The 23931-nt window shown below is 65.1% G+C and carries 21 protein-coding genes; 10 read left to right on the forward strand and 11 right to left on the reverse strand.

Going from position 1 to position 23931, the window contains the following annotated elements; genetic code table 11:
* Positions 1 to 85: 85 nt before the first annotated feature.
* The gene (locus F6X37_RS02735) at positions 86 to 973 is read right to left on the reverse strand and encodes a DMT family transporter (protein WP_187610221.1); all 888 of its coding nucleotides are present in this window, start codon (positions 971 to 973) and stop codon (positions 86 to 88) included.
* A gap of 111 nt (positions 974 to 1084) precedes the next feature.
* On the opposite strand from F6X37_RS02735, the gene F6X37_RS02740 reads away from it, so the two are divergent.
* Positions 1085 to 2524 carry a PLP-dependent aminotransferase family protein gene (locus F6X37_RS02740; protein WP_187610304.1) on the forward strand — a complete coding sequence of 480 codons (1440 nt, stop codon included), beginning with the start codon at positions 1085 to 1087 and terminating at the stop codon, positions 2522 to 2524.
* Between the two features lie 48 nt (positions 2525 to 2572).
* On the opposite strand, the gene F6X37_RS02745 is transcribed toward F6X37_RS02740, so the two are convergent.
* From F6X37_RS02745 to F6X37_RS02755, 3 genes are all read right to left on the reverse strand, one after another.
* Entirely contained in the window at positions 2573 to 3646 is a 1074-nt protein-coding gene (locus tag F6X37_RS02745; RefSeq protein ID WP_187610222.1) for a TAXI family TRAP transporter solute-binding subunit, read from the reverse strand.
* A gap of 256 nt (positions 3647 to 3902) precedes the next feature.
* Positions 3903 to 5087 (reverse strand): hypothetical protein, encoded by a 1185-nt coding sequence (locus tag F6X37_RS02750; protein WP_187610223.1) that lies wholly within the window; start codon positions 5085 to 5087, stop codon positions 3903 to 3905.
* Positions 5088 to 5517: 430 nt separating this feature from the next.
* Positions 5518 to 7032, reverse strand: a complete 1515-nt coding sequence (locus F6X37_RS02755; protein WP_187610224.1) for an MDR family MFS transporter — start codon at positions 7030 to 7032, stop codon at positions 5518 to 5520.
* 75 nt (positions 7033 to 7107) lie between these two features.
* On the opposite strand from F6X37_RS02755, the gene F6X37_RS02760 reads away from it, so the two are divergent.
* Positions 7108 to 7920 (forward strand): TetR/AcrR family transcriptional regulator, encoded by an 813-nt coding sequence (locus F6X37_RS02760; RefSeq protein ID WP_187610225.1) that lies wholly within the window; start codon positions 7108 to 7110, stop codon positions 7918 to 7920.
* A gap of 48 nt (positions 7921 to 7968) precedes the next feature.
* Here F6X37_RS02760 and F6X37_RS02765 read toward each other — a convergent pair whose 3' ends face one another.
* On the reverse strand, positions 7969 to 8700 hold the full coding sequence (locus F6X37_RS02765) for a ribonuclease activity regulator RraA (protein WP_187610226.1): 732 nt from the start codon (positions 8698 to 8700) through the stop codon (positions 7969 to 7971).
* A 516-nt stretch (positions 8701 to 9216) separates the two neighbouring features.
* Here F6X37_RS02765 and F6X37_RS02770 point away from each other — a divergent pair.
* Positions 9217 to 9741 carry a response regulator gene (locus F6X37_RS02770; RefSeq protein WP_184067100.1) on the forward strand — a complete coding sequence of 175 codons (525 nt, stop codon included), beginning with the start codon at positions 9217 to 9219 and terminating at the stop codon, positions 9739 to 9741.
* 148 nt (positions 9742 to 9889) lie between these two features.
* Here the strand turns inward: F6X37_RS02770 and F6X37_RS02775 are convergent, their stop codons facing one another.
* Complete coding sequence (locus F6X37_RS02775) at positions 9890 to 10498, reverse strand: Fur family transcriptional regulator (RefSeq protein WP_187610227.1); 609 nt, start codon at positions 10496 to 10498, stop codon at positions 9890 to 9892.
* A gap of 260 nt (positions 10499 to 10758) precedes the next feature.
* Between F6X37_RS02775 and F6X37_RS02780 the strand changes: the two genes are divergently transcribed.
* Together F6X37_RS02780 and F6X37_RS02785 are read left to right on the forward strand one after the other, a co-directional pair.
* Positions 10759 to 12000 carry a TrkH family potassium uptake protein gene (locus tag F6X37_RS02780; protein WP_262419781.1) on the forward strand — a complete coding sequence of 414 codons (1242 nt, stop codon included), beginning with the start codon at positions 10759 to 10761 and terminating at the stop codon, positions 11998 to 12000.
* Positions 11993 to 12685, forward strand: coding sequence for a potassium channel family protein (locus F6X37_RS02785; protein ID WP_187610229.1), 693 nt, complete (start codon positions 11993 to 11995; stop codon positions 12683 to 12685). The genes F6X37_RS02780 and F6X37_RS02785 overlap by 8 nt, the downstream gene beginning before the upstream one ends.
* 26 nt (positions 12686 to 12711) lie before the next feature.
* Here the strand turns inward: F6X37_RS02785 and F6X37_RS02790 are convergent, their stop codons facing one another.
* Positions 12712 to 13338, reverse strand: a complete 627-nt coding sequence (locus F6X37_RS02790; protein ID WP_187610230.1) for a glutathione S-transferase family protein — start codon at positions 13336 to 13338, stop codon at positions 12712 to 12714.
* Positions 13339 to 13520: 182 nt separating this feature from the next.
* Here F6X37_RS02790 and F6X37_RS02795 point away from each other — a divergent pair, with 182 nt between their 5' ends.
* On the forward strand, positions 13521 to 15188 hold the full coding sequence (locus tag F6X37_RS02795) for an ATP-dependent helicase (protein ID WP_187610231.1): 1668 nt from the start codon (positions 13521 to 13523) through the stop codon (positions 15186 to 15188).
* A gap of 40 nt (positions 15189 to 15228) precedes the next feature.
* Here F6X37_RS02795 and F6X37_RS02800 read toward each other — a convergent pair whose 3' ends face one another.
* The gene (locus F6X37_RS02800; protein WP_187610232.1) at positions 15229 to 16176 is read right to left on the reverse strand and encodes a phosphoribosyltransferase; all 948 of its coding nucleotides are present in this window, start codon (positions 16174 to 16176) and stop codon (positions 15229 to 15231) included.
* A gap of 286 nt (positions 16177 to 16462) precedes the next feature.
* Between F6X37_RS02800 and F6X37_RS02805 the strand changes: the two genes are divergently transcribed.
* The gene (locus F6X37_RS02805; protein ID WP_187610233.1) at positions 16463 to 17032 is read left to right on the forward strand and encodes a molybdopterin-dependent oxidoreductase; all 570 of its coding nucleotides are present in this window, start codon (positions 16463 to 16465) and stop codon (positions 17030 to 17032) included.
* Positions 17002 to 18849, forward strand: a complete 1848-nt coding sequence (locus tag F6X37_RS02810; protein ID WP_187610234.1) for a hybrid sensor histidine kinase/response regulator — start codon at positions 17002 to 17004, stop codon at positions 18847 to 18849. The genes F6X37_RS02805 and F6X37_RS02810 overlap by 31 nt, the downstream gene beginning before the upstream one ends.
* A gap of 51 nt (positions 18850 to 18900) precedes the next feature.
* Here F6X37_RS02810 and F6X37_RS02815 read toward each other — a convergent pair whose 3' ends face one another.
* The 3 genes from F6X37_RS02815 to F6X37_RS02825 form a co-directional block, all read right to left on the reverse strand.
* Complete coding sequence (locus tag F6X37_RS02815; RefSeq protein ID WP_090806040.1) at positions 18901 to 19755, reverse strand: helix-turn-helix domain-containing protein; 855 nt, start codon at positions 19753 to 19755, stop codon at positions 18901 to 18903.
* 405 nt (positions 19756 to 20160) lie between these two features.
* The gene (locus F6X37_RS02820) at positions 20161 to 21501 is read right to left on the reverse strand and encodes a type II toxin-antitoxin system HipA family toxin (RefSeq protein ID WP_184067127.1); all 1341 of its coding nucleotides are present in this window, start codon (positions 21499 to 21501) and stop codon (positions 20161 to 20163) included.
* A gap of 1 nt (position 21502) precedes the next feature.
* Positions 21503 to 21757 (reverse strand): helix-turn-helix domain-containing protein, encoded by a 255-nt coding sequence (locus tag F6X37_RS02825; protein WP_187610235.1) that lies wholly within the window; start codon positions 21755 to 21757, stop codon positions 21503 to 21505.
* Between the two features lie 363 nt (positions 21758 to 22120).
* Between F6X37_RS02825 and F6X37_RS02830 the strand changes: the two genes are divergently transcribed.
* Together F6X37_RS02830 and lhpI are read left to right on the forward strand one after the other, a co-directional pair.
* A complete protein-coding gene (locus F6X37_RS02830; RefSeq protein ID WP_187610236.1) occupies positions 22121 to 22753 on the forward strand; it encodes a C39 family peptidase in 633 nt (210 codons plus the stop codon).
* Positions 22754 to 22883: 130 nt separating this feature from the next.
* A complete protein-coding gene (gene lhpI / locus F6X37_RS02835; protein WP_187610237.1) occupies positions 22884 to 23816 on the forward strand; it encodes a bifunctional Delta(1)-pyrroline-2-carboxylate/Delta(1)-piperideine-2-carboxylate reductase in 933 nt (310 codons plus the stop codon).
* Positions 23817 to 23931: the final 115 nt, after the last annotated feature.

The raw sequence follows: 23931 nt of genomic DNA on the forward strand, positions 1-23931 counted from the left end.
TCGTGCGAAATGATGACATATCGATCCACAGCTCGCGCAATTCGATCCTGAAAAAGTCTGTTCGCCGCGCGACGGTCGAGCCGCGTCAGACCGGCCGCCGCACCGGCGCGGCGCGCGAAAAATGCCGTGCGCCAGCCACGCAGGCGACCACGATCACGGTGACGATGATCATCGATGGTGGTACCTGCTCGTGCAGCAGCACGCCGGCGAGCAGCAGTCCGAAAAACGGCTGCAGCAGCTGCAGTTGGCCGACCGCCGCGATGCCGCCGAGCGCGAGCCCGCGATACCAGAACACGAAGCCGATCAGCATGCTGAACAGCGACACGTACGCGAGTCCCCACAGCGCGGCGGCGCCGACACCGTCGAACGACACGGGCCGCGTCCACCATGCGAGCGGCAGCATCAACGGCAGCGACAGCATGAGCGCCCACGAAATCACCTGCCAGCCGCCAAGATGACGCGACAACCGCGCGCCTTCCGCGTAGCCCAGCCCGCACACGACGATCGCCGCGAGCATCAGCGCGTCGCCGAGCGGCGAGGCGTCGATGCCGTGACGCAGCGCGAACGCGGCCACCGCCGCGCTGCCGAGCGCCGAGAACAGCCAGAACGCCGGCTGCGGCCGCTCGCCGCCGCGCAACACGGCGAAGATCGCGGTGGCGAGCGGCAGCAGGCCGATGAACACGACCGCATGCGCGGCGCTCACGTGACGCAGCGCGAGCGCGGTCAGCAAAGGAAAGCCGACCACGACGCCGAGCGCGACCACGACGAGCGGCAGCAGATCGCGCCGCTCCGGGCGGGTCTCGCGGAACACCAGCAACAGCAGCAGACCAAGGATGCCCGCGATCGTCGCGCGCGCCACGGTCAGAAACACCGGATCGAGGCCCTGCACGGCAAGCCGCGTGGCCGGCAGCGAGCCGCTGAAAATCAGCACGCCCGCGAAACCGCTGAGCCAGCCGTTGGTGGTTTTGTCCATGGCAAACGTCCCTGCGCTGAAAGAGTCTCATGATGCGCGCCGCGGCCGTAAACGTTAAGCTACAGATCAGTACAGTTCGTGCAAACTGTACCGAACATGGGAGCAGTACAGATGGCGGAAAGCGAGAACAACGAGACGGTGCCGGGCACGCGTGTCGGCCTCGTGATGAACAATCTGCGGGAGCGTATCGCGAGCCGCTCGCTGATGCCGGGCGCCCGCGTGCCGTCGATCCGCGCGATGACCGACACGCTCGGCGTGTCCAAGTCGACCGTGGTGGAAGGCTACGACCGTCTCGTTGCGGAAGGGGTGATCATCGCGCGGCGCGGCTCGGGCTTCTTCGTGTCGGGCCATGCGCCGCCGCTCGCGCTCGCCGACCTCGGGCCGCGGCTCGATCGCGAGGTCGATCCGCTGTGGCTCACGCGGCAGTCGCTGGAGACCGGCTCGAAAGCGCTGAAGCCCGGCTGCGGCTGGATGCCGGCTTCGTGGTTGCCGGAAGATGGCGTGCGGCGCGCGCTGCGCGCGGTGGCCCGTGATCCGCAATCGCTGCTCGCGGATTACGCGAGCCCGGCGGGCTTGCCCGCGCTGCGTCAGCAGCTTGCATGGCGGCTTTCCGCGCACGGGGTCGATGCGCCGCGCGAGCAGATCCTGCTGACCGACGGCGGCACCCATGCGCTCGATCTCGTGTGCCGCTTCCTGCTCGAACCCGGCGACACGGTGCTGATCGACGATCCTTGCTATTTCAATTTTCAGGCGTTGTTGCGCGCGCATCGCGTGCGGATCGCGAGCGTGCCGTACACGCCGCAGGGACCGGATCTCGCGGCGTTCGAGCGCGTTCTGGTCGAGCAGCGTCCGCGGCTCTACGTGACGAACTCGGCGATCCACAATCCGACCGGCGCGACGCTCGCGCCGGCCGTCGCGCACCGGCTGCTGAAGCTCGCCGGCGAGCACGATCTGCTGATCGTCGAGGACGACATCTTCGCGGACTTCGAAGACGAAGCCGCGCCGCGCCTTGCCGCATTCGATGGCCTCGCGCGCGTCGTGTCGATCGGCAGCTTTTCGAAGACGCTGTCGGCGGCGGTGCGCTGCGGCTATATTGCGGCACGCGCCGAATGGGTCGAGCCGTTGATTGATCTGAAGCTCGCGACATCGTTCGGCAACGGTCAGCTCGCGGCGAGCGTCGTGCATCGGATGCTCGTCGACGGTACCTATCGGCGTCATCTCGAGGCGATGCGCGCGAAGCTGGCCGATGCGATGGGAGAGACCATCAGGCGTCTCGGCTATGCGGGCCTTGATATCTGGACACGGCCGCGCGCGGGCCTGTTCGTGTGGGCGCGCTTGCCCGGGGCGCTCGATGCCGCCGACATCGCCCGTCATGCGCTGACGGCGGGCGTCGTGTTCGCGCCGGGCAACGTGTTCAGCGCGTCGCAAGCGGCGGCGGGCTTTCTGCGTTTCAACGTGTCGCAATGCAATCGCCCGAAGGTGTACGAGGCATTGCAACGGGCGATGCAAGCGTGCACGGTGTCGGCCGGCGCGGGGCGCGAGCGGGTCTGAGACGAACTCAGGCGGCGAAGCAGGCGTTCGCGGTCCCCCGCTACAGCGTTATTTGCACAGCAGAAGCATCCGTTCTTCTTCCGAGCAAGGCGTGTGCGGTTTCGGCGCGGGTTGCGCGGCCGCCGCGCTCATCGCCGCGCTGCGGTTCGCGAGACACGCGCGCAGATGCTTCTCGACCGGACCGTAGTACTTCCACCCACGAACGAGCGTCGGCAATTCGAGCTTCACCTGTTTCCATTTCGGATGGCCATGCTCCTGCAGATTGTCGAAGTTCGCGCACAACGAGTCGGCGAAATGATTCAGATTGCTGACTGTGTCGCGCAAGCCGTAATCGTAGGTGACCAGAAACGCTTTGACGGTCAGACCCGGCACGTCTTCCTTCAGCCAGCCTGGGTAGCTGCTTTGGTGGATCGTGGTCGGAAAGTAGGTCTGCTTCGCGCGGTTCGTCTCCGGCGCGTTGGGATCGACGGGCAACAGACGCAACTGTGACAGCAGGTCGGGTTTCATGTCGTTGAACAGCTTCGCCGGCTGCCCGACCACGATGATCGCGACATCGATCTTCTTCACGATCAGCGCGGCGAGCGCGTCCTCGTTGCTCAGATGCACGACGTTCTGCTCCGGAATCGGCTGGCCGAACATCAGGCGGTAGAGCGTCGTCGCCGACTGCGCGGTGCCGCTGCCTAGCAGGCCGACGCTGATGGTCTTGTCCTTGATGTCGGCGAGCGTTTTCAGCGGCGAATCCGCCCGTACGACGACGTTAATTTCCTCGTCGTAGAGCGGCATGATCAGTCGCAGCGGCCGGATCGTCGTGCCCGCATCGGGGTTGCCCGAGTTGGCCATGTCGATGAACGCCTGGTACACGTCGGACTGCACGAGCGCGAGCTTCACGCCGGGCTCGAAACGCATGCGCTGCACGTTTTCGGCCGAGCCTTTCGACGCCACCACTTCGAGGTCGATGCCAGCCGGCTGGGCCACCCATTTCGACAGGTCGTTGCCGATCTGGATATATGTGCCGCGCTCCGGCCCGGTGACGATCTTGTAGTGCGCCGGTTCCGCGCCGGCCAGCGAACATACGACCAGTACCACCAGGCCCAGCCAGCCCGCGAGAAGTCTCTTCAGCATGATCTTTCTACCTATCGGTCAGGTTGATCCCGCTTCACGCGTGGCGCGTGGAAGCACCAGTGATCCGGTTGCCCTGTCATGTTCAAACTACTGCCAGGGTCGCTCCGTCTGTTTCCGCTCAGAGGACGCACGATAATGTGCGAATCGGCACAGACGGCGGCCATTTGATCTGGTATGCGAAGCAATGTTTTTGCGCGACGGCGCAGCAGTTTGCGTCTCCGGGACCCGGTTCGGACCGTCGCGTCGCGCGTGAGCGCTAGTTGCTCCGCGGCGTCGCGGTTCTCACGACGCCGACGTTCGTTGCAGTCACGACCCGTTCGCCGTGCGCTTGCATGCCGACGGGCAGCGGTGCCTGCGCTTGCGCGAGCGGCGCGCCCGGCGCGGCATCCGTCGTCGCCGCATGCGGCGGAGTCAGCGGCGCCCAGCCGGTCTCGCGAATGACGCGCTCGAGGATCACTTTCGCCGCGTCGTTGCCGCTGTCGATCGCGAGCGCCTCATTCGCGTGCTGGCGCGCGCACGGCCACGACTGCTGCGCGACGCAGGCCTGCGCGGCCTGTAGCGCAGTATCGCGACGCTGGACGAGCGGCCGCATCTGATCGGCCAGACCCTGCGCGTCGCTGTTTCCGGGTTGTAACGTTTGCGCGGCGGCGAGAGCGGCCTGGGCGGCGGACAGATCGTTCGCGCGGAACGCTGTCTTCGCGACCTGCAATGCTTGTCCGGCGTCGCGGAATTGCGGCGCGGGCCGCATGGGCGTCGCGGCCATCGGCGGCGCGGCAGGCGGCGCAGCTGGTGTCGCTGGAATGACAGGAGCCGAGGGCACGACGGGCGCGGGCTTCGCCGCCAGTGCGGTCACGGGCGGTGGCGCAGGCTTGGCCGCGGCCGGCGGGTGCATGGTCTGTGCTTGAGCAATCACCGGGGCGGACACAAGCGGCGCGATCATGCCGGTCGTTGTTCTGGCATCCGGCGTAATCTGCTCCACGCCTTGATCCTCCGATTCGCCGCCGTCGCTGAATAGCGTATAAGCGACATACGTCAGGCCGATTGCGACAACCGCGCCGATCACGTACAGCACGCGCCAAATCGTCTGCGCAGTGTTGGGCGGCGCATACATCGGATCTTCGTAAGGTGGGATAGTGGTGTCGGTCGACACGAGCGCCGTGTGCATGACCGGCTCGGTCTGCAACAGGGGTTCGGACGCCATCGCGGCAGCGGCGATGGCGGGCTCGTCCCGTGTGCCGAACTCGTTGTCGAAACGGGGCAGGGGCTTGTGCGTGGCGCTCGCACGGCTGCCTGGAATACCGGTGCGGATGTGCGGATCGTCCTGGTCGAACGGATGCGCAGCGCCACAGTAGGGGCAGGCGTCGACTTGTCGGTACAGTGCGCCACCGCAGCGTTTGCAGGGCGTGGGGAAACTTTGGCCGGTTGCTGTCTGGGTGGACATGCCGTGGACCCACCTTTGGAAAACGATGCCGTAAAGGCATGCTTCGGATCGTGTAGAGGCAGGAGCCTTGTCCGCGGAATCACGATCCACATGCGCCGGAAGTCGTGGAGACGTAGGCAGCGGCCGCGTTTCCACGGGTTCCAATATGTGGCGTTTCACGGGGGACGTCAACGCGGTTGGCCCCTGGATTGTGTGCGCTACCGCTCATTTGGAGGTATGAAGAAACCCTGGCCATACATTCGAAACGAGTGTATGTCTCTGTTGTTTCACGACAAATGGAAGGTAACCGGAAGCATCGCGCTGCATGAAGCGAGCGCGACAAAAAAACAACGAGGCCGACGCGTCGTGCGTGCGGCCTCGTGATCGACCTTCTATCTGGCGCCTGCCGGTACGCGTTTACATAGCTTCCCGATCAGGCGTCGAAGTACGCTCAGTGCTTGCGCAACGGATGATCCTTCAGCAGCCATGCGAGCACGAAGGCGAGCACCACGACGCATGCGGCCGACAGATAAACGGTGTGCAACGCACCCGCGAACGCATGCAGATAGTCGTTGCGCAATGCTTCGGGCAGCTGATGAATCGCTGCGGGACCCAATGCCTGCGGAAGTTCGGTGTCGGGCGGGATCAGCTTTTCGAGGCGTCCGGCGAGGCCGTTCGAGAACACCGCGCCGAAGCCGGCCACGCCGATCGAGCCGCCGATCGAGCGAAACAGCGTGACGCCCGATGTCGCCACACCCATATGCTTGAACTCTACGGTGTTCTGGACCGCGAGGACCAGCACCTGCATCACCATGCCGAGGCCGCAGCCGAGCAGACCCATGTACAGATACATCACATGAATCGGCGTATCGATCTGCAGGCGCGCGAGCAGCAGCATCGCCACGGAGACGAGGAACGTGCCCATGATCGGGAACAGCCGGTACTTGCCGATCTTGCTGATCACGCGGCCCGTCACCATCGACAGGATGAACAGGCCGCCCATCATCGGCAGCATCTGCATGCCGGCTTGCGTCGGCGTCGAGCCCTTCACGACCTGCAGATAGAGCGGAATGAACGTCACGGAGCCGAACAGCGATACGCCGATGATGAAGCTCACGAGGCTGCTGATCAGAAACGTGCGCTGTTTGAACAGTCCGAGCGGCATGATCGGTTCGACCGCGCTGCGTTCTTCGTGAATGAATCCCCAGATCGCTGCGAGGCCCATGCCGAGCGTGAACCACAGTTGCGGCGACGACCACGGCAGGATCGTGCCGCCCTGACTCGTGAACAGGATGATGCAGGTCAGCGCGCCGGCGAGAAACGCGGCACCCATGTAATCGATCGTGTGCTTCACGTGGCGCACGTGCGGCTTGAACACCGCGCCGATCACGATGAGCGACAGGATGCCGAGCGGCAGGTTGATGTAGAAGATCCAGCGCCACGTCAGATGCTCGACCAGAAAGCCGCCGAGCAGCGGACCGATGACAGTGGCGAGACCGAAGATGCCGCCGAACACGCCCTGGTAGCGGCCACGCTCAGCGGGCGGAATCACGTCGGCGATCGCGGCCATCGTCACGACGAGCAGGCCGCCGCCGCCGAGCCCTTGCAGCGCGCGCAGCACGATCAACTGACTCATGTTCTGCGCGATGCCACACAGCGCCGAGCCGACGAGAAAGATGACGATCGCCGTCTGCAGCACGATCTTGCGGCCGAACAGATCGCCGAACTTGCCGTACAGCGGCACGACGATCGTCGAACTGAGCAGGTAGGCGGTCACGACCCACGACAGGTTATTGAGCCCGCCCAGTTCGCCGACGATGGTCGGGAGCGCGGTCGAGACAATCGTCTGGTCCAGGGCGGCGAGCAGCATGACCAGCAGCAGCGCCGGAAACAGCAGCCGGATCGGCGGATGGTCGGCCGCCGCGGGCGCGGGGTTGACTGACAGGGTCGTGGCGGGTTGTTCCATGGCGGCAACGCGTTGAAATTAATTAACTGAGAGATTAATATATGTGACATCGCCTCTCACGTCAAATTCAATGCAATGACAAGGATCTCGCCTGACGACGCCGCGGCGCACAATGCCGTGGCAGATACGGGGCCGCCCGCGGGAATTGCCGCGAAAGAGCGCGACGCGTCGAAGCCCAAACTCACAGCAGCGGCAACGGATATTCATGCCGCGAATATCGGCAGCAGCGCACCGGCTGGATCGGCCGCCCGCCGCCCCGGCCGGCCGTCGGGCGCCGCGCGCGGTCCCGCGCAGCGTGCGCGCTTGCTCGACGCCGCGCTGACGCTGTTCGCGAGGCAGGGCATCGTCGAGACATCGCTGGGTGAGATCGCCCGCGAGGCCGGCTTCACGCCCGCGATGGTGCACTACTACTTCAAGACGCGCGATCAACTGCTCGACGTGCTGATCGACGAGTGTTTCGTACCGTTGCGCGCGAGCCTCGGGCTGCCGTTTCAGGAGAATCCCGACGATCCGGTCGCGGCAATCACGCAACTCACGGAGCGGCTCGTGCAGATCGCGAGCGACAACCCGTGGTTCGCGTCGCTGTGGGTGCGCGAAGTGATCAGCGACGGCGGACTGCTGCGCCAGCGCATGCATGAGCGCTTTGGTTTCGCGCATCAGAAGGCGTCGCTGCTGGCGATCGCGCGCTGGCAGAAGGAGGGGCGCCTGAATGCATCGCTCGAACCCGCGCTCGTGTTCGTCACGCTGCTCGGCATGACGATTCTGCCGCTTGCCACCTCGAAGCTGTGGCGCAACGATCCGTTGCGCCACAGTATCGGCGGCGCGGAGATTGCGCGGCACGCGGTGGCGTTGCTGTTGCAGGGCATCGGGCCCGGCAAGGGCGATTGAACTGGCGCCCGGTGTGGCGCACCGGTCGCCGCGTCCTTTGAAAAGGCCCTAGCTTTTGCGATTGTTCTTCCACTCGTCGAACGCCGCCTTCGTCTCGTCGTTCGGCGGATAGGTGCCGGGCAGCGCGGCGCCGGCACGAATCCTCTCGGTGAGAAACGCCTCGAGCTGTTCCTGTCCGGCGGCGGCTTGCGCGACGTCGTCGGCCATCTTCAGCGGAATTACCACAACTCCATCCACATCGCCGACGATCACGTCGCCCGGAAACACCGCGACTCCACCACAGCCGATCGGCACGTTGATATCGACCGCGTGATGGCGGATCAGATTGGGCGGCGCGCTCGCGCCGGCGCAAAACACCGGCATGTCGAGCGCGGCGATCGTCGCGCTGTCGCGCACCGGGCCGTCGGACACCATCCCGGCAACACCGCGCACTTGTAAACGAAGCGACAGAATCGAACCGAACGACGCGCTGCCGCGCTCGCCGCGGCAATCCTGCACGAGCACGTGGCCCGGCGCAATGGTCTCGACGCATTTGCGTTGCGCGTACTCAGGGTCCGCGAATAGCTCCAGTACGTCGATGTCTTCGCGCGATGGGATGTTGCGCAGCGTGAACGCCGGCCCGACCAGATTCGCGCCGCGCCGCGGACCGAGCGGCGCGACGCCCTGCATGAAGGTGTTGCGCAGACCGCGCTTGAATAGCTGCGTGGTCAGCGTGGCGGTGCTGACGTGACGAAGGATGTCGAGCGTCGCGGCGGAAAGCGCGGGCGATGTGGCGGACATGGTGTCGGTTGACCTCGGGTCGAAATGAGGGGGCATCGGTAGGCGCGCATGCGCGCCCACGATGATAGCGCCGCGACACCACCGGTTAGCAGACCAGCGCCGTTCATCGCCGCGCTATCGGCAACCGCGACCGAGCCCTTCTTTACGTGACGCGAACCGCTGCAACGAGGCACGCGACGTGCTTGCAGTGTCGTCGGATGCGAGCGACGCAAAACGAACGGCAGCGCCGCGTTGTGCAAACAATACGAAGGGCAGAATCGATACCGGGCGGGGAAGGCCGCACGAACGGGGTTCGTACGAATCGCGCCGGAACATCGGGTGCCGGCGATCGGCGAGCCGCGGAAAAACTGCGGACACTGAGCAGCTAAATCGCGGTGCGCGTCGAGCGCCGTTTTTTCATCGACGTGCAATTTTGGCGCGTTACCGTGCGCAAGCGTTGTACTCGGGAAGATGTTGCGCAATGTTTTACAAGCGCGGACCTGTCTGTAACTCGGCGTGCGAAATCGGGTCGGAATCATGGACAGCAACACCCTGGCCGCGCGAATCGGCGGCAATCAGCAAAGTGAAATACAAAGTGAAACCTCCGCCCCCTCGGACGGCCTAACCGGTTTTTCAGAGCAACAACATACGATGAACGCAGCAATGAGGCTCGATCAGGCCACGATCGTGCTGGTGGAGGACGACCCGGACAGCCGGGAATCGTTGACCTTGTTACTCGAGGCGGAAGGCGCGAAGGTTTGCGCGGTCGCCGATGCGGAAGAGGGCGTCGTGGCGGCGATGCGGTTGCTTCCCGACGCGGTCGTCTGCGACCTCGACTTGCCGGCCATGGATGGCTTCTATCTGATCCAGCGGCTGCGCGACCACGAGATTTGCGGCGGTCATTCCCCCTCGGTGGCAGTGGCGCTCACCGGCCATACCGACGACGCATACCGCCTGCGCAGCATCGGCGAAGGCTTCCAGCATTTCATGACCAAGCCCGCGTTACCCGAAGCGCTCGTGACGCTGCTGCACGACGCGATCGACGCCCGCGCGGCGGGTTGATCGACGCTTCGCAGCGGCTCTCGTGGGAGCGGGTTTTAGACAGAGCACGCCGGCGCGCGGCGGGGAGATGTCGTTTCTCGAAGCAGCGCACGGCCATCGACGCTTTGCAGCGCGTCATACAGCGTTGCGCACCCAATGTGGCGCGCCGCTATTTCGCCGCGGCCACCGGCGCGGCCGCGCTGGCCGCGCTGGCGGCTTTGGCCGCCTGACAGGCGGCACACAATCCCTTCAATTCGATTTCGTCGCTCGCGAGCCGATAGCCCGCGTCCTCGATCTGCGCGACGAGGGCCTGACGCAGCTTCGGTTGATGCAATTCGGTGACGCTGCCACATTGCTGGCATACGACGAGAATGCCGTGCTGGCATTGCGTCAGATCATGGCAGACCGTGAACGCATTGATCGATTCGATCCGATGCACGAGCCCCACCGACAGTAAAAAATCCAACGCGCGATAGACGGTCGGCGGCGCCGAGCCGGCGTGGATCTGGCGCATTTCGTCGAGCAGCGAATAGGCCTTGGTCGCGCGTCCCGAGTTCAGCAGCAGTTCGAGCACCTTGCGCCGGATCGGCGTGAGTTTTTCACCGCGTTCGCGGCAATATTCCTCGGCGAGTGCGAGAGCCGCTTCCTGCGACGGGCCATGCGCGTGCGACGGCTCGTGCACATCGTGATGCGCTTGATGATCGTGTGCATCGGCGGCGGGGGCGGCAGGTGTGGGAGCGACCGGACGGCCGGTCGCGGCGGGCTTGGCGGTTTTCATGCGTCGATTATAGAGGCAGGGGGATGCAAGTGCCGCGCCGGTCGAAGCGTCGAGAGAATCGGGATTCCCCAGATTTGGCTTACAACTGACAACAAACGAAAAATAGGGTCTTTACTGGCAAAAAATGCCTATTCTTTGTCAGTCAGTCGCTGAATATGTTTGATGGGATCTCGATGAGACAACTGCTTCACCCATCGCGGGCAGTAGCCTTAGCCTTTCTCTTTGCGATTGCCGCAGGGACGCTCCTTTTGAGGTTGCCCTTGTCGCAGGCCAAAGGTGAGGCAGTGCCGTGGCTGAGCGCTTTTTTTACCGCTACCTCCGCGGTCTGCGTGACTGGACTCGTCGTTGTCGATACGGGCACCTACTGGTCAAGCTTTGGACAGTGGGTCATCCTCGGCCTGTTTCAGATTGGCGGTTTCGGCATGATGACCGCAGCCACCTTGCTGGGACTCATGGTCAACCGGTCCTTGCCGCTGCGAGCGAAGCTGATCACCCAGGTCGAGACGCACACGCTCCGTCTCGGGGACATCGGCAGCGTGGCGCGCCTCGTGCTCGTCGTGACGCTCGTCACTGAACTGACCACGGCACTCTGGCTGACGGTGAGGCTTCATCTCGGGTACAACATCCAATGGGGCGAGGCCGCATGGAGTGGATGGTTCCATGCGGCCTCCGCGTTCAACAACGCGGGCTTTTCAATTCACCCGGACAGTCTGATGCGCTATGCCGCCGACGCGTCGATGCTGGTACCGGTGATGGTCGCGATTGTCGTCGGCGGAATCGGGTTTCCGGTTCTGTACGATCTGCGGGAAAAACTTTGGGGTGCCCGTCGGCTTTCATTGCACACCAGGCTCACTTTAGTGGTCACGGGGGTGCTGCTGCTCGGCGGATTTCTTGCGTTGCTGCTGTTCGAATGGACCAATCCGCAAACCCTGGGTCCGATGCCGTTAGGAGAGAAGCTCCTTTCGGCCGCGTTCGCCTCGGTATCCGCGCGCACGGCGGGTTTCAACTCGCTCGACATCGGCGCAATGCGTCATGAAAGCTGGGCCCTGCATTTCTTCCTGATGTTCGTTGGCGGGGGCAGCGCGGGGACGGCAGGGGGTGTCAAGATCGGCACCATCGCCATTCTGGCCTTGCTGGTGATCGCAGAGATCCGCGGGCGTGGCGATATCGAAGCGTTTGGGCGCCGTGTCAGCGTGTCGGCGCAGCGGCAAGCGATTACCGTCGTGGCGCTGGGTGCCGTGATGATCACGGTCGGCACACTGATCATTTTGCACATCACCGATTTTCCTACCGATCAGGTCATCTTCGAAGTTGTTTCGGCGTTCAGTACGGTCGGTCTGTCAACGGGTATCACCGGTGATTTGCCTGCGCCGGCACAGTTCGTGATCATCGCGCTGATGTACGTCGGCCGGGTTGGAACCATTACCTTTGCGACGTCGTTAATGCTGGTTGAGCGGCGTGCGCAATATAGCTACCCCGAGGAGCATCCAATTGTTGGCTGACCTGTTCAAGATTTCGCTCTCTTTTTCGAAAGGCGACAGTGTGGTCGTCATCGGTTTGGGGCGGTTCGGCTGTGCCGTGGCCCAGTCGCTGCTTCGGCTTGGCCATGACGTGATGGGAATCGACCGGGACGAGCAGCAGGTGCAGTTATGGGCGGACCGGTTGACGCATGCCGTCCAGGCCGATTCGACGAACGTGAATACCCTGCGCCAATTGGGCGTTGCCGACTTCCCTCATGCGATCGTGGGCATTGGAAGCGACCTGTCGGCGAGCCTGATGACCTTGATGGCCCTAACGGAACTTCAGATCAAGGACATCTGGCTGAAGGCGGTGACCGCGGAACACGGCCAGATTGCCCAGCGCATTGGCGCGCATCACGTGGTTTATCCGGAAGCGGAAATGGGTGAACGGATCGCTCACCTGATCGCAGGCCGAATCGTGGACTACATTGAATTCGGCGAAGGATTTGCCGTCGCCGCGATTCATGCCCCGGCGCCGACACACAACCGTCCGCTCGCAGATTGCGGCTTTCTGGAGGCGTTCGGTGTGATGGTCATGGCCGTCAGGCGCGCTGGCGAAGAGTTCCAGCACGCGGGGCCTGACACGGTTGTTGTGCCGGGGGATCTGCTGATCGTGTCCGGCCCCGCGAGCAAGGTTGAAGAGTTTGCGGGTCGCACGAATACCTGAACCGTTTCCGCCGACCCGCGCCATGCTCAGGTCAACGGGAAATCCACATACTTCTTGAACCCGGAACGCGTCGTGAGACGCGAATACCAGCGCTCCAGATTCGGCAGCGGCGGCCGCTGCAAACCGTCGACACCGAACCAGCGCTTCGCGTACGCGCCGATCACGATATCGGCGAGCGTGAACTTGTCGCCTTCGAGAAAGAAGCGGCCCTGCAGATGCGTGTCGAGCAGGCGCCACAGGACGGTGACCGCCTTCGCGTCGGCGGCGAGTTTGGCGGCGTCGCGCTCGGCCTCGGGCGTGCGCACGAGGGTCCAGAACACGGGACGTTCCACTGGCTGCAGCGTCGACAGCGACCAGTCCAGCCAGCGGTCGATGCTCGCGCGCAGTTTCGGGCCGGCCGGATACAGCAGGCTCGATTCGCCGTATTGCATCGCCAGATAGCGCAGGATCGAGTTGGATTCCCACAGCACGAAGTCGTCGTCGACCAGCGTCGGGATCTTGCCGGTCGGATTCATCGCGAGATAGTCGGGTTCGTTGTTGCGGCCGAATTGCAGGCCCGCGTCGACGCGATCGAACGGCAGCACGAGCTCGTCGCAGCACCACAAAACTTTCTGGACGTTGACCGAATTGGCGCGTCCCCAGATCGTAATCATCCGGTAAATCCTTTTCTCTTACGGTTGGCAAGCCGCGCGGCGTGCGCGGCGTTCAGCCAGTAACAATACACGATGTGCGCGCCTTTGCGCGACGGGCCGCCCGGCCGACATTGCGTTGCGTACAATGACCGCACTCCGGATTGCCCGCTGAAAACACGCATCCCAACTCATTGAGGCATCGCATGGCCCGCATTGTTCCCGACGACTGGAAGAGCCTCGAAGCGACCGGCGCGGCGGCGCGCGAACGTGAAACGCTCGCGCTGCTCGAAAAGGCACTGCCCGCCGACTACACCGTCTACCACGGCGTGCATTGGACGCGCCTGAACCAGAACTTCTCCGTGTTCGGCGAGGCCGATTTCGTGATCGTGAGTCCCGCCGGGCGCCTGCTGATCATCGAGCAGAAGACCGGCTTTCTGCGCGAAACGCCGAAGGGGCTCGTCAAGGTGTATCTGCAAACCGAGCGAAACGTCGCGATCGCGCTCGCGCATACGATCGAGAGTCTGCACCGGCGTTTTACCGCGGCGTTCGGCGCGGGCGCCTATTTCATCGAGGAACTGCTGTACTGTCCCGATCACATCGTCAAGGATGCGGCGATCGCCGGCGTGAATCCCGCGCGCATCGTCGACGCTACGCGGCGCGAGCGTCTCGCGGCGATCGTCCGCGAAGCGCTGCCGGCCGATGAACCGCGGCTTCCCTGCGCGGCGAAAATCCACCACTTTCTCGCCGACGAACTCGCGTTGACGCCCGACACGAGCGCGCTCGTCGGGCAGGCGGGCACGCTCGTCACGCGCCTTTCGGGCGGACTTGCGACATGGGCCCGGCGGCTCGAATTCGCGCCGTTCCGTTTGCGCGTGATTGGCACGGCGGGCTCCGGCAAGACGCAACTCGCGGTGCAGGTGATGAAGGACGCGGTCGCGCGCGGCGAGCGGCCGTTGTACGTGTGCTTCAACCGGCCGCTCGCCGATCACATCGCGCGGGTCGCGCCGCCGGAGGCGAAAGTCGCGAACTATCACCAGCTTTGCGACTGGATCGCGCGCGACGCGGGCCGCGCGCCCGATTTCCGGTCGGCGCAGGTGTTCGATCAACTGGAGGCCGTATTCGCCGACACGCCGATCGAACCGCGCTGGCAATTCGACGTACTGATCGTCGACGAAGGGCAGGATTTCCAGCAGCCATGGGTTGCCGCGCTCGAGCGGCTGCTGCGGCCGGGCGCCGCGTGGTGGTGGCTCGAAGACCCACTGCAGAATCTGTACATGCGTGAGCCGGTCTCGTTGCCCGGCTGGACCACGCTGAGAGAAACCACCAATTACCGCAGTCCTCGCGACATCCTCGATTATCTGCGCGACGTGCTGGGCGCGTCGGTGCCGCTGGCCGCGGCACTTACGTCGGGCAGTCCGTTCGACGGCTCCGAGGTTTCGGTGTCGGTCTACGACGAAGCGCAGGGCGCCGAAAGCAGTATCGACGCAACCAAGCGCGCCATCACGCAGGCGCTATCGCTCGGTTTTCGCAAGCAGGACATCGCGGTGCTGTCGTTCCGCGGCCGCGAGGGCTCGGCGATGAGCGCGCTCGATCAGCTCGGTCCGCATCGGCTGCGCAGTTTCACCGGCAAATACGATCTGTTCGGCAACCCGGAGTATCGTGAAGGCGACGTGCTGTTCGAGTCGATCTACCGCTTCAAGGGGCAGGCGGCGCCGTGCGTGATCTTCACCGAGATCGACTTCGACGCGTTCGACGAACGCAGCGCGCGCAAGCTGTTCGTCGGCGCGACGCGCGCGACGATGAAGCTGATCGTCGTCGCGTCGCAGCGGGCCGCGCGGCATTTGCAGTTGCGCGAGGCGAAGGACAAATAGCGGCGGCGTTCGGGCGCTGCGCCCACAAGGAACGTTGCGCTCAACTCCACGCCCTTGCGCTCACCAAAATCCCCGTGCGCGTCAGCGCGTCCCACCAGATCACGCGCAGCAGCGGCGCTTGCTGCGCGATCAGCAGCGCCTGCACCGGATCGCTTTCGACGAAGTGCGTGACACCCGCGCGCAGCGCCGCGCTCGCCTTGTGCGCGGCCGCGCCGGCGGGGCTGTCGTCGTGCAGGCCGGGCGTGCGCATCGCCAACTGCATGTGAGCGAAGCCGTGTCGCGCGAGCCACGCTTCGGTGCGCGCGCGATCCATCTCCGGGCGGCCCGTGATGATCGTGCGCACCTGCTGCAGGTCGAGGCCGGGCAGCACCTCGAACGGCAGCAGCGCGTCGCGCTCGGCGAGCGCGGCGGCGAGGTCCTCGTCGTAGCGCGCGAGCGGTACGTCGGGCAGCAGGATGCCGTCGAGGTCGATCGCGTAGGCCGCGTACTCGTGGTCGTTGGCCATCGCGGGCGCGGCGCCGGCTTCGACGCGCGCCCAGTCGTCGCGGTAGCGCTCGGTGTACGCCTGGCGCTCCCATGGAAAGAGGGCGAAGTAGCCGCGCGCATCGATCGCGTAGTCGGGCTGCGCGCGGCTCAGATCATCGACCGCGGCGGTCAGGGTTTTGACTTCGAGCCCGTGCGCCTGAAGAAACGCGATGCAATCGACGAGCGTAAAACCGCGTCCCGCGATGTCCTCGCACAACAGCACTTTCGATCCGGCGGGCGGGATCGGCAGCGTCGAATCCCATGCGACCGCGCGCGTCTGGCGGTCGTAGCGCAGGAACGCGACCGGCGCGCCGACCGCGTGCGACACCATCAGCGCGAGCGGCGCGCCGCCGCGCAGAATCCCGAGCGCCATCGAGAAACGCTCGGCGAGCAACGCGGGTTGCAGCGATTCGATCCAGTGATCGAGCTGTTCGTACGTCAGAGGCAGGACCGGCTTGTTCATGACTATCGAGGCGCCGCGTGGCGCGATGGAAGGCAATGGTCCGCGGGGATGCGCGCGCGGCGCGCGCTGACGCACTGGCGCACTGGCGCACTGGCGCGACATCGCGGGTCCCCGTTTTTGAGTCAGCGCATTTTGGCGATATTATGCATGCGGGTCAAAGGTCGCGTGTCGGGGTGGCACGCGTTTGACGGCACGGTACGGCGCAACACTTCGCGTGGCATGAGATCGGCTGACCGTGGCGCCGCCCGCGGTCCGGCGAATCAACGAAATCGGATAAAAAAAGCAAATGGCCAATCTGATTGCAACGCTGCGCAACGCAGCCAGCGGAACCGGTGTGCCCTGGCGGATGCGCTGGCTGACGGGGCTGGCGGGACTGATCGTCGGGCTTTCCGTCTGTTGCGCGCATGCGCAGCCGGGCGCGCGGCAGTCGCCGGCGCTGGCGCTCGACGTGCAGGGCAAGATCGCCAATACCAACGACGCCGCGCATCGCACCTATCACTTCAACGAGGCTCAACTGCTCGCGCTGCCCGTGCATACGATCACGACCTCGACCACCTGGACGCCGCGCTCGACGTTCACCGGGCCCAGGCTCGCCGACATCCTGAAGGTCGTCGGCGCGCACGGCACCCAGATCGAACTCCACACGTTCGACGACTACACCTACACCGTGCCGGTGTCGGACTGCGAACGCTACGGCGTGATCGTCGCGTACAGCATGAACGGCCGGCGCCTGAAACTCAGCGACTTCGGGCCGCTGTTTCTGATCTATCCGCGCGACGCTTTTCCAGATGAACTGACTGGCGCGGTCGGCGACTCGAAATTCGTATGGCAGATCAAGGCCCTCATCGTCAAATAGCGCGCCGTCCGTGGCGGCGCGTGTTGTACGTGCTGATCTGGCTGATGGCGCTCGCGGCGCCCGCCGGCGCGATCGGCTATCTACTCTATGCGAACCTGTTGAACCCGCGCGCGACCGAGCAGCTGACCGGTACCTACGACGGTTTCTACTGGGACGCCGCGCAACTGCAGATCGCGTACGCGCGTTTCGAGAACCAGCTGCTGCTGTATCAGTCCGGTGCCGACGACGATTATCAGCAGTTGCAGCTGCGCTTCCAGCTGCTGCAATCGAAGCTGCGCGTGATGGCCGGCTCGACGCATCGGCTCTCCGCGCAGCTCGCTCTGTTGCAACGGCAGCTCGACGAAATCAAGACGCTCGAGACTGTGCTCGACGACATCCAGCCCGAGATCGAGGTACTGCAGGGCGACCGTGCGCGTGCCGCGCGGATCGACGCGCAGCTGCGCCAGCACTGGAGCGAGGTCAACGATCTCGCGCTGTCGCGCCGTTTCGCCGATGTCGCCGACCGCGAGGCGATGAACCGCGATTTCATCGACAAGCGCCGCATTCTGTTCGCGGGCGGTCTGGTGCTGCTATTGCTGTCGGCGGCGGCGACGCTGCTGCTCGTGCTCAACGGCCGGCGCCGCACGCGGCTCATGCGCCAGCAGCGCGCGGCGCTGGAAGCCGAGCATCAGGCGAGCCGCGCGGCGCGCGAGGCGAGCCTCGCGAAGGATGCGTTTCTCGGCATGATCGGCCATGAGCTGCGCACGCCGTTGCATGCGATCGTCTCGTCGGTGGAACTGCTCGGCTTCAACTATCACTCGGAGGCCGACCGCAACGTGATCCAGCGGCTCGAAACCGCGGCGCGCCATCTCGAGGCGCAGATGAAGGACCTGACCGACTACGCGCGCCTTGGCGCCGGCAAGCTCGAACTGCGGCACCAGCATTTCGAGCCGCGCGAGCTGCTGGCGTCGATCGTCGATGAACACACGATGTCCGCCAGGACGCGCGGGCTCGAGCTCGAAAGCGAGGCGAGCGGCGCGAGCGGGCTCGTCGAGTCGGACCCGCACCGCATCCGGCAGATCGTCAACAACCTCGTCACCAACGCGATCCGCTACACCGAGACCGGCACGGTGCGCATCGAACTGCGGCAAGAGCCGGCGCTGCTGGTTTTCGTCGTCAGCGATACGGGGCCGGGCGTGCCGTCCGAACAGATCCCGCTGATCTTCGAGGAGTTCACGCAGCTCGACGCGTCGCGCACGCGCCGCTTCGAAGGCGCGGGGATGGGGCTCACGATCGTGCAAGGGCTCGTGAAGCTGTTCGGCGGCACGGTGGATGTCGCGAGCACGGTCGGCGAGGGCACCAGCTTCACGGTGACGATCCCGGTCGTGCCGGTCGCAACAGTCGAGCCGGCCGAGGTCGCGGAGCAAGCCGAGCCGGACGGCGCGCAGCCGTGCGTGCTGATCATCGACGATAACCGGCTGATCCGCGAGTCGCTCAGCGAAATGGTCGCGCACATGGGCTACGACTCGCTCGCATTCGGCAATGCCAACGACGCGCTCGCGTGGCTCGACACCCACCGCTGCGAAGTGGTGCTGCTCGATCTGCACATGCCGGAGCGCGATGGCTACACGTTTCTCGAAGACTTCGCGATGCGCGACGGACCGTCGGCGGGCGTGCCGGTGATCGTGGTCAGCGCGTACGCGCCGGAGGTCGTGCGGAATGGCGAAAGTGGCGGGACTGGCGTGCCGTCGGTGTTCGAGGCGCTGTTAAAGCCAGTCCATTACGAGGATCTGAAGCACGCCCTGCAGCGGGCGCTGGCGGCGCGGCATCAGGCGTGAGCGCGTGAAGGCGGCGCTGCCGCGAACGGGGCGCGCATCGGCGCCCGCGCTTCAGGGGCGGTTCAGCCGCTTCGACAGATCGGCGACGAGGATCGCCATGCGCGCGGGCTTCTCGTAGCACGCGACGTCGTAATCGCGGATCACCTCGCTGATCTCCGATTCGCTGGCCTTGCCGGTCAGCAGTTCGCCGGTCAGCACGAAGATCGGCGCGTCCGGGTTCTCCGACGCGCGCACCGCGCGAATCGCGGCCGCCGAGGTCTGCGAGCCGAACAGCCAGTCGATGATCACGCCGTCGAACACCTGCGTCTGCAACTGCTCGCTGAAGGCCGCGAGCCCATAGATCGCGACCGCCGTGAAGCCGCTGCGCTCCAGATAATCGCGCAGGTTATCGGCGCTTGCACGATCGTCGTCGACCACCGCGATGGCCGGCTTGTCGGTCTCGGCGCGGCGCGGATAGATCTCGATCTTGTGGACTTCGTACGCGCTCTGATACAGCGCGCCATCATGACGCGAGACGCGCCATTGACCGAGCCGCGAATAGGCGACGAATTCCGGGCGGCTACCCGGTTCGAGCGCCGCGCCGACCCACGCGGTGCAGGCGATTTCGGTCGCGCCGATGCAGAACACCGCCTCCTGGGCGATCGCGCCGACGACGCCCGGATCGAGCGACTGCGCGCCGAACAGCTGCGCCGCGGGTTCGTCGAATACCTCGGCGACTTTCTTGATCTGCGACAGCGTCCACGGACTATTGCCGCGCAGTTTGCGGTGCCCCTGAGAAAAACTCAGATCGAGGATGCGGCATAGCTCCGTGGTTTGCTGTCGCTTGCCGATTCCATGCCTGCTCATCAACTCGCGCACGCGCTCGGCAACCGCGATGGAGTCGGGTGAGTGTGTTTCGTTGGCCATGCTGGGTGAAAATCCGCCGGGTTAAAAGGTACATCTGGAGCGCGGTCGGCAGGCGCAAGCCGACCCTGCGCATGCTATGCGCATGAATCGGCCACGCGGGGACAGCAAATGTACCGTAAAAAAATCACCATTTATGATTTTGTCAGACCGGCCGCCGAGTCCGCTGATGCAAGCGACGCCATGGCCGTGCCGGTGACTTTGATGCATCGAGCATCAAAAGGCATTCTACCGGTGAAACGATGACGAAACCGTAGGGAATCCACGAATGAGTAGTGCGCAAGGCGACGGATCCGGCCGCTTGCCGCAAAGCCCGGCAGGTCCGCCCTTGCGGAAAAGCCAGGCGAGAGGCGCAATGAAACGTGTGTCCGGAGGGATCGGGTTTGCGCCGGCACGCGCGGTCCGCGTTCAGCTTGCCGGCATCGTGTCGAGCCGGGCCGCCGAATTTTGAAGTCCTTTGAAAATCCGCTCGGCGACCTTGCCCGGAAAGCGCTCGGGCAACTCCGCCGACACCCGCTCGATCACGCCAGGTGTCTGCTCGATCAGACGCTGGAGCAGCGGCTCGGCGTCGGCGCCGTACGAGCACTTCAACGCCATCGCGTTGAAGTGTCGCCGCTGCACGTCGCGAAACGCATCGTGCTTGCTGCGCGACCATAGCCCCATCGCAAGCCGCGCCTTGTACCACGACCACTGGTTCGGGCCGTTGCCCTCGACCGGCCAGATCGACATCACGTCGTAAAGCGGCGTCAGACGGTACTGGCCACCGGCGAGCAGGCGGATGCTGAAGTTCTTCGCGTGGCCGTCCGGCGCGGCCAGCATCCAGAACAGGATCTGGCTCGCGAGCAGGGTCTCGATGTCCTGCCGCGCCTCGACCGATTGCTGCAGAATCCGCGCGAGGTCGAGCACGCCGGGGCCGCCCTCGTTTTCGTACTTGCGATGCGACGGCACGCCGTAGACCTGGCAGAAATCTTCCTGCGGCAGACGCAGCAGCCAGCGGCCGCTCGAATGCATCTGCCTGTCGAAGCGTTCGACGGCGAGCACGCGCTGCTTGCCGAACCTGAGCACCTCGGTGTTCGCGACCGGCAGGCCGAACGCGCGCAGAATCCGCAGACACAGCCACTCGTTTTCGACCGACGTGCTGAGATCGGCGAGCCGGTTGCCGACCAGCCCGAGCGGCAGCTTGAAGATATGCGTGGTCGGCGTCGCGCCGTGCGGCCGTTGCCATTGGCCGTCGTGCCACAGCAGCGCGGTTTTCTCCTGCGCGCCGGCGAGCGAGATGCGGAAATCGTCAAATTCGTCGGGTGCGCCGAGCGTCGGTTTGCCGACCGTCTGCGCGAGCAGCGCCTCGATGTCGTCGTCGGAAAGCGGCGTGCCTTCGATGCGCTGGACCCCGGCCGGCGCGTCGTCTTCGGCGAGCAGCTGGACCGCGCCGACGCAGTCGCGGCCGATGGCCTGCAGCAGGTCGAACGCTTCGAGCGTTTCGGTCCGGTAGCGCTGCGCGATGCGTTTGCGGATGACGTCGCTGTCGGGCAGCAGGTTGTCGAAGTAGTTGAGCACCCGCGGCCCTTTGTGCGTCATGTTGCCGGGCGTGAACGGCAGCGACAGCGACAGCGGACGACCTGCGGGCGACGCGATCCAGGCGGCGTCGTAGGCGAACTCCATCGGACCGCGCGCGGGCAGCCGCCAGAGTCCGACGCGCTCGCCGTTGGCCCACACCGACAATGCCTTCGAAGCGGTTTGCCGGGCCATCTCACCACTCGACGTTCGGTGCCGGCTCGGAGCTCGGCTGATTTTTGTCGCGCAACTGCAGTTGCAGGCCGTAGGCGCCGCACAGCGCGAGCAGCTGGCTGAGCGTGAGCCCGCTCGCATCGGTTTCGAGCGCGGAAATGCGGCTTTGGCTCACGCCCACGCGCGCGGCGGCCGCGGACTGCGTGAGGCCGGCCTGGCGGCGGCTGGCCGCTAGCAACTGCGCGAGCTGGTCCGACGTGGCGATCAGGTGGAGCATGGCGGATTATCTGCGAGACGAATAAACGCAATTTATGCGTGAGACGAATATTTGTCAAATATTTGCGTGACGCATAATCGATGAATATTCGTGTGACGGATAATCGGGCATTCCGGCAGGCGCCGGCTGCGACCAGCCGCGGTACCGATGTCGCTCGTCATTGCGGACGATGGCTCCCACTGCGAAGATGACGCCCACATCTCCAATCCGCCCACCCATGACCACGACTTACCCGCTGCACTCGCTCGATCTGTCGGCGTTCCGTTTGCAGCGTTTCTTCGACGGCACGATGAAGCGGCCGCGCAGCATGCTGTAACCCCGCGCAACCCAGCCCGATACAACCCGACCCGACCGATACCACCGATGACCGAACCCGTTCTCCGCCACGCCGACGTCCCGTATTACACGCAATGGGGCAGCCCCGAGTGGGTGCGCGCCATCGTCGAACAGCAGCGCGACCCGTGCGACGATCCGCACTGGCAGCGCAGCGGTTTCGCCGACCCCGAGCGCTATCGCTTCTGGGCGCAACGCCTGTGCGGGCTGACGTGCCTCGAGTCGGCTCTCGACTACTGGAGCATCGATCACGCGCCGCGCGCCGCACTGCTCGACGACGCGCTGCGGCACGGCGTATACCGGTTGCGCGACGATGGTGGCGTCGACGGTCTGATCTACCGGCCGTTCGCCGACTGGGCGGGCCCGGCGTTCGGCCTCGATATCGAGGTGCTGCCGCAGGCGTCGCTCGAGGAGATCGCGGCGCGGCTCGACGACGATACGCTCGCGATCGTGTCGGTCAGTCCCGAGATCCGCTATCCGGAGCGGACGAACCAGCGGCGGGGCGGTCATCTGATCCTTCTGCACGGGCGGGATCGCGGCGGCGTGTGGTTTCACAACCCGTCGGGCGTCGCGCCGCATCAGTCCGACGTGTACCTGCCGTTCGCGACGATCTCGCGTTTTTATGCGGGGCGGGGGATGACGCTCAGCCGCGGCACGAGCTAGCCGGCGCGCTGGGCATCAAGCGGAGTTCGCGATTCGGGGGGCAGTAGACGTCCACACGACTGGTCAATTTTTTCGCGCTCGGTTACGGTGACGTCATGCCCACTCCATCCCCCATTGGATCGTTCCGCCCATGACCCGCCCGATCACGCAGATCTTCGACGCCGCCGCCACCGCGCGGCTGATGCCTTACGCAGCGCTTGTCGACGCGTTGAGGCGCGCTAGCATCGACTACGCGCAAAGACGCATCGTGAGCCCCGAGCGGCTCGTCGTGCCGCTGAACGCCGGCGGCGTCATGCTGTCGATGCCCGCCACCGCGCCCGATCTCGCGATCCACAAGCTCGTCAATGTGTGCGCGAGCAACCGTGCGCGCCATCTGCCGACGATCCACGGTCAGGTCATGGCCTTCGATGCCGATACCGGCGAGACGCTGTTCATCCTCGATGGTCCGACAGTGACGGGGCGCCGGACCGCGGCGATGTCGATGCTCGGCATCGCGACGTTCGCCGCGCGCGCGCCGCGTGAATTCCTGCTGATCGGCACCGGCACGCAGGCGCTCAATCATCTGGAGGCGATCGGCGAACTGTTTGCCGACGCGCGCGTGTGGGTCAAGGGCAGCGCGCCCGCGCGCGCCGAAGCGTTCTGCGCGGCGCAGCGCGGCAAGGTGCGTGAGCTGCGGCCGCTCGCGGATGCGGGCGCGACGATTCCCGCTTCGGTTGACGTCGTGATCGCGTTGACCACGAGCAAACAGCCGGTCTACGACGAGACGGCGCGCGCCGAGCGGCTCGTGATCGGCGTCGGCGCTTTCACGCCGCAGATGGTCGAGATCGGCGCGACTACGATCGCGGGCAGCGCGCTGTTCGTCGACGATCAGGCTGGTGCATTGCACGAGGCCGGCGATTTCATCCAGGCCGGTGTCGATTGGGCGCGGGTGGGCGGGATCGCCGCGGTGCTCGAGCAGACGCAGCCCTTGCCGGCGGGGCCGGTGGTGTTCAAGAGCGTAGGCTGCGCGGCGTGGGATCTGGCCGCATGCCGGGTCGCGCGTGACGCGCTGGCGCGCGGCTGACCGTCAGCGGCCCAACCGGCAAATAATCCCGCAAAATATCCCGAAAAAACGACTGTCTGGCGCGCAAGGTTGGCAACTTGCGCTAACCTGCGGCAGATGCTGCCGTGCAAACTAT

This window comes from Paraburkholderia sp. 31.1 (assembly GCF_014397645.1).
In the GTDB taxonomy this organism is placed as follows: domain Bacteria; phylum Pseudomonadota; class Gammaproteobacteria; order Burkholderiales; family Burkholderiaceae; genus Paraburkholderia; species Paraburkholderia tuberum.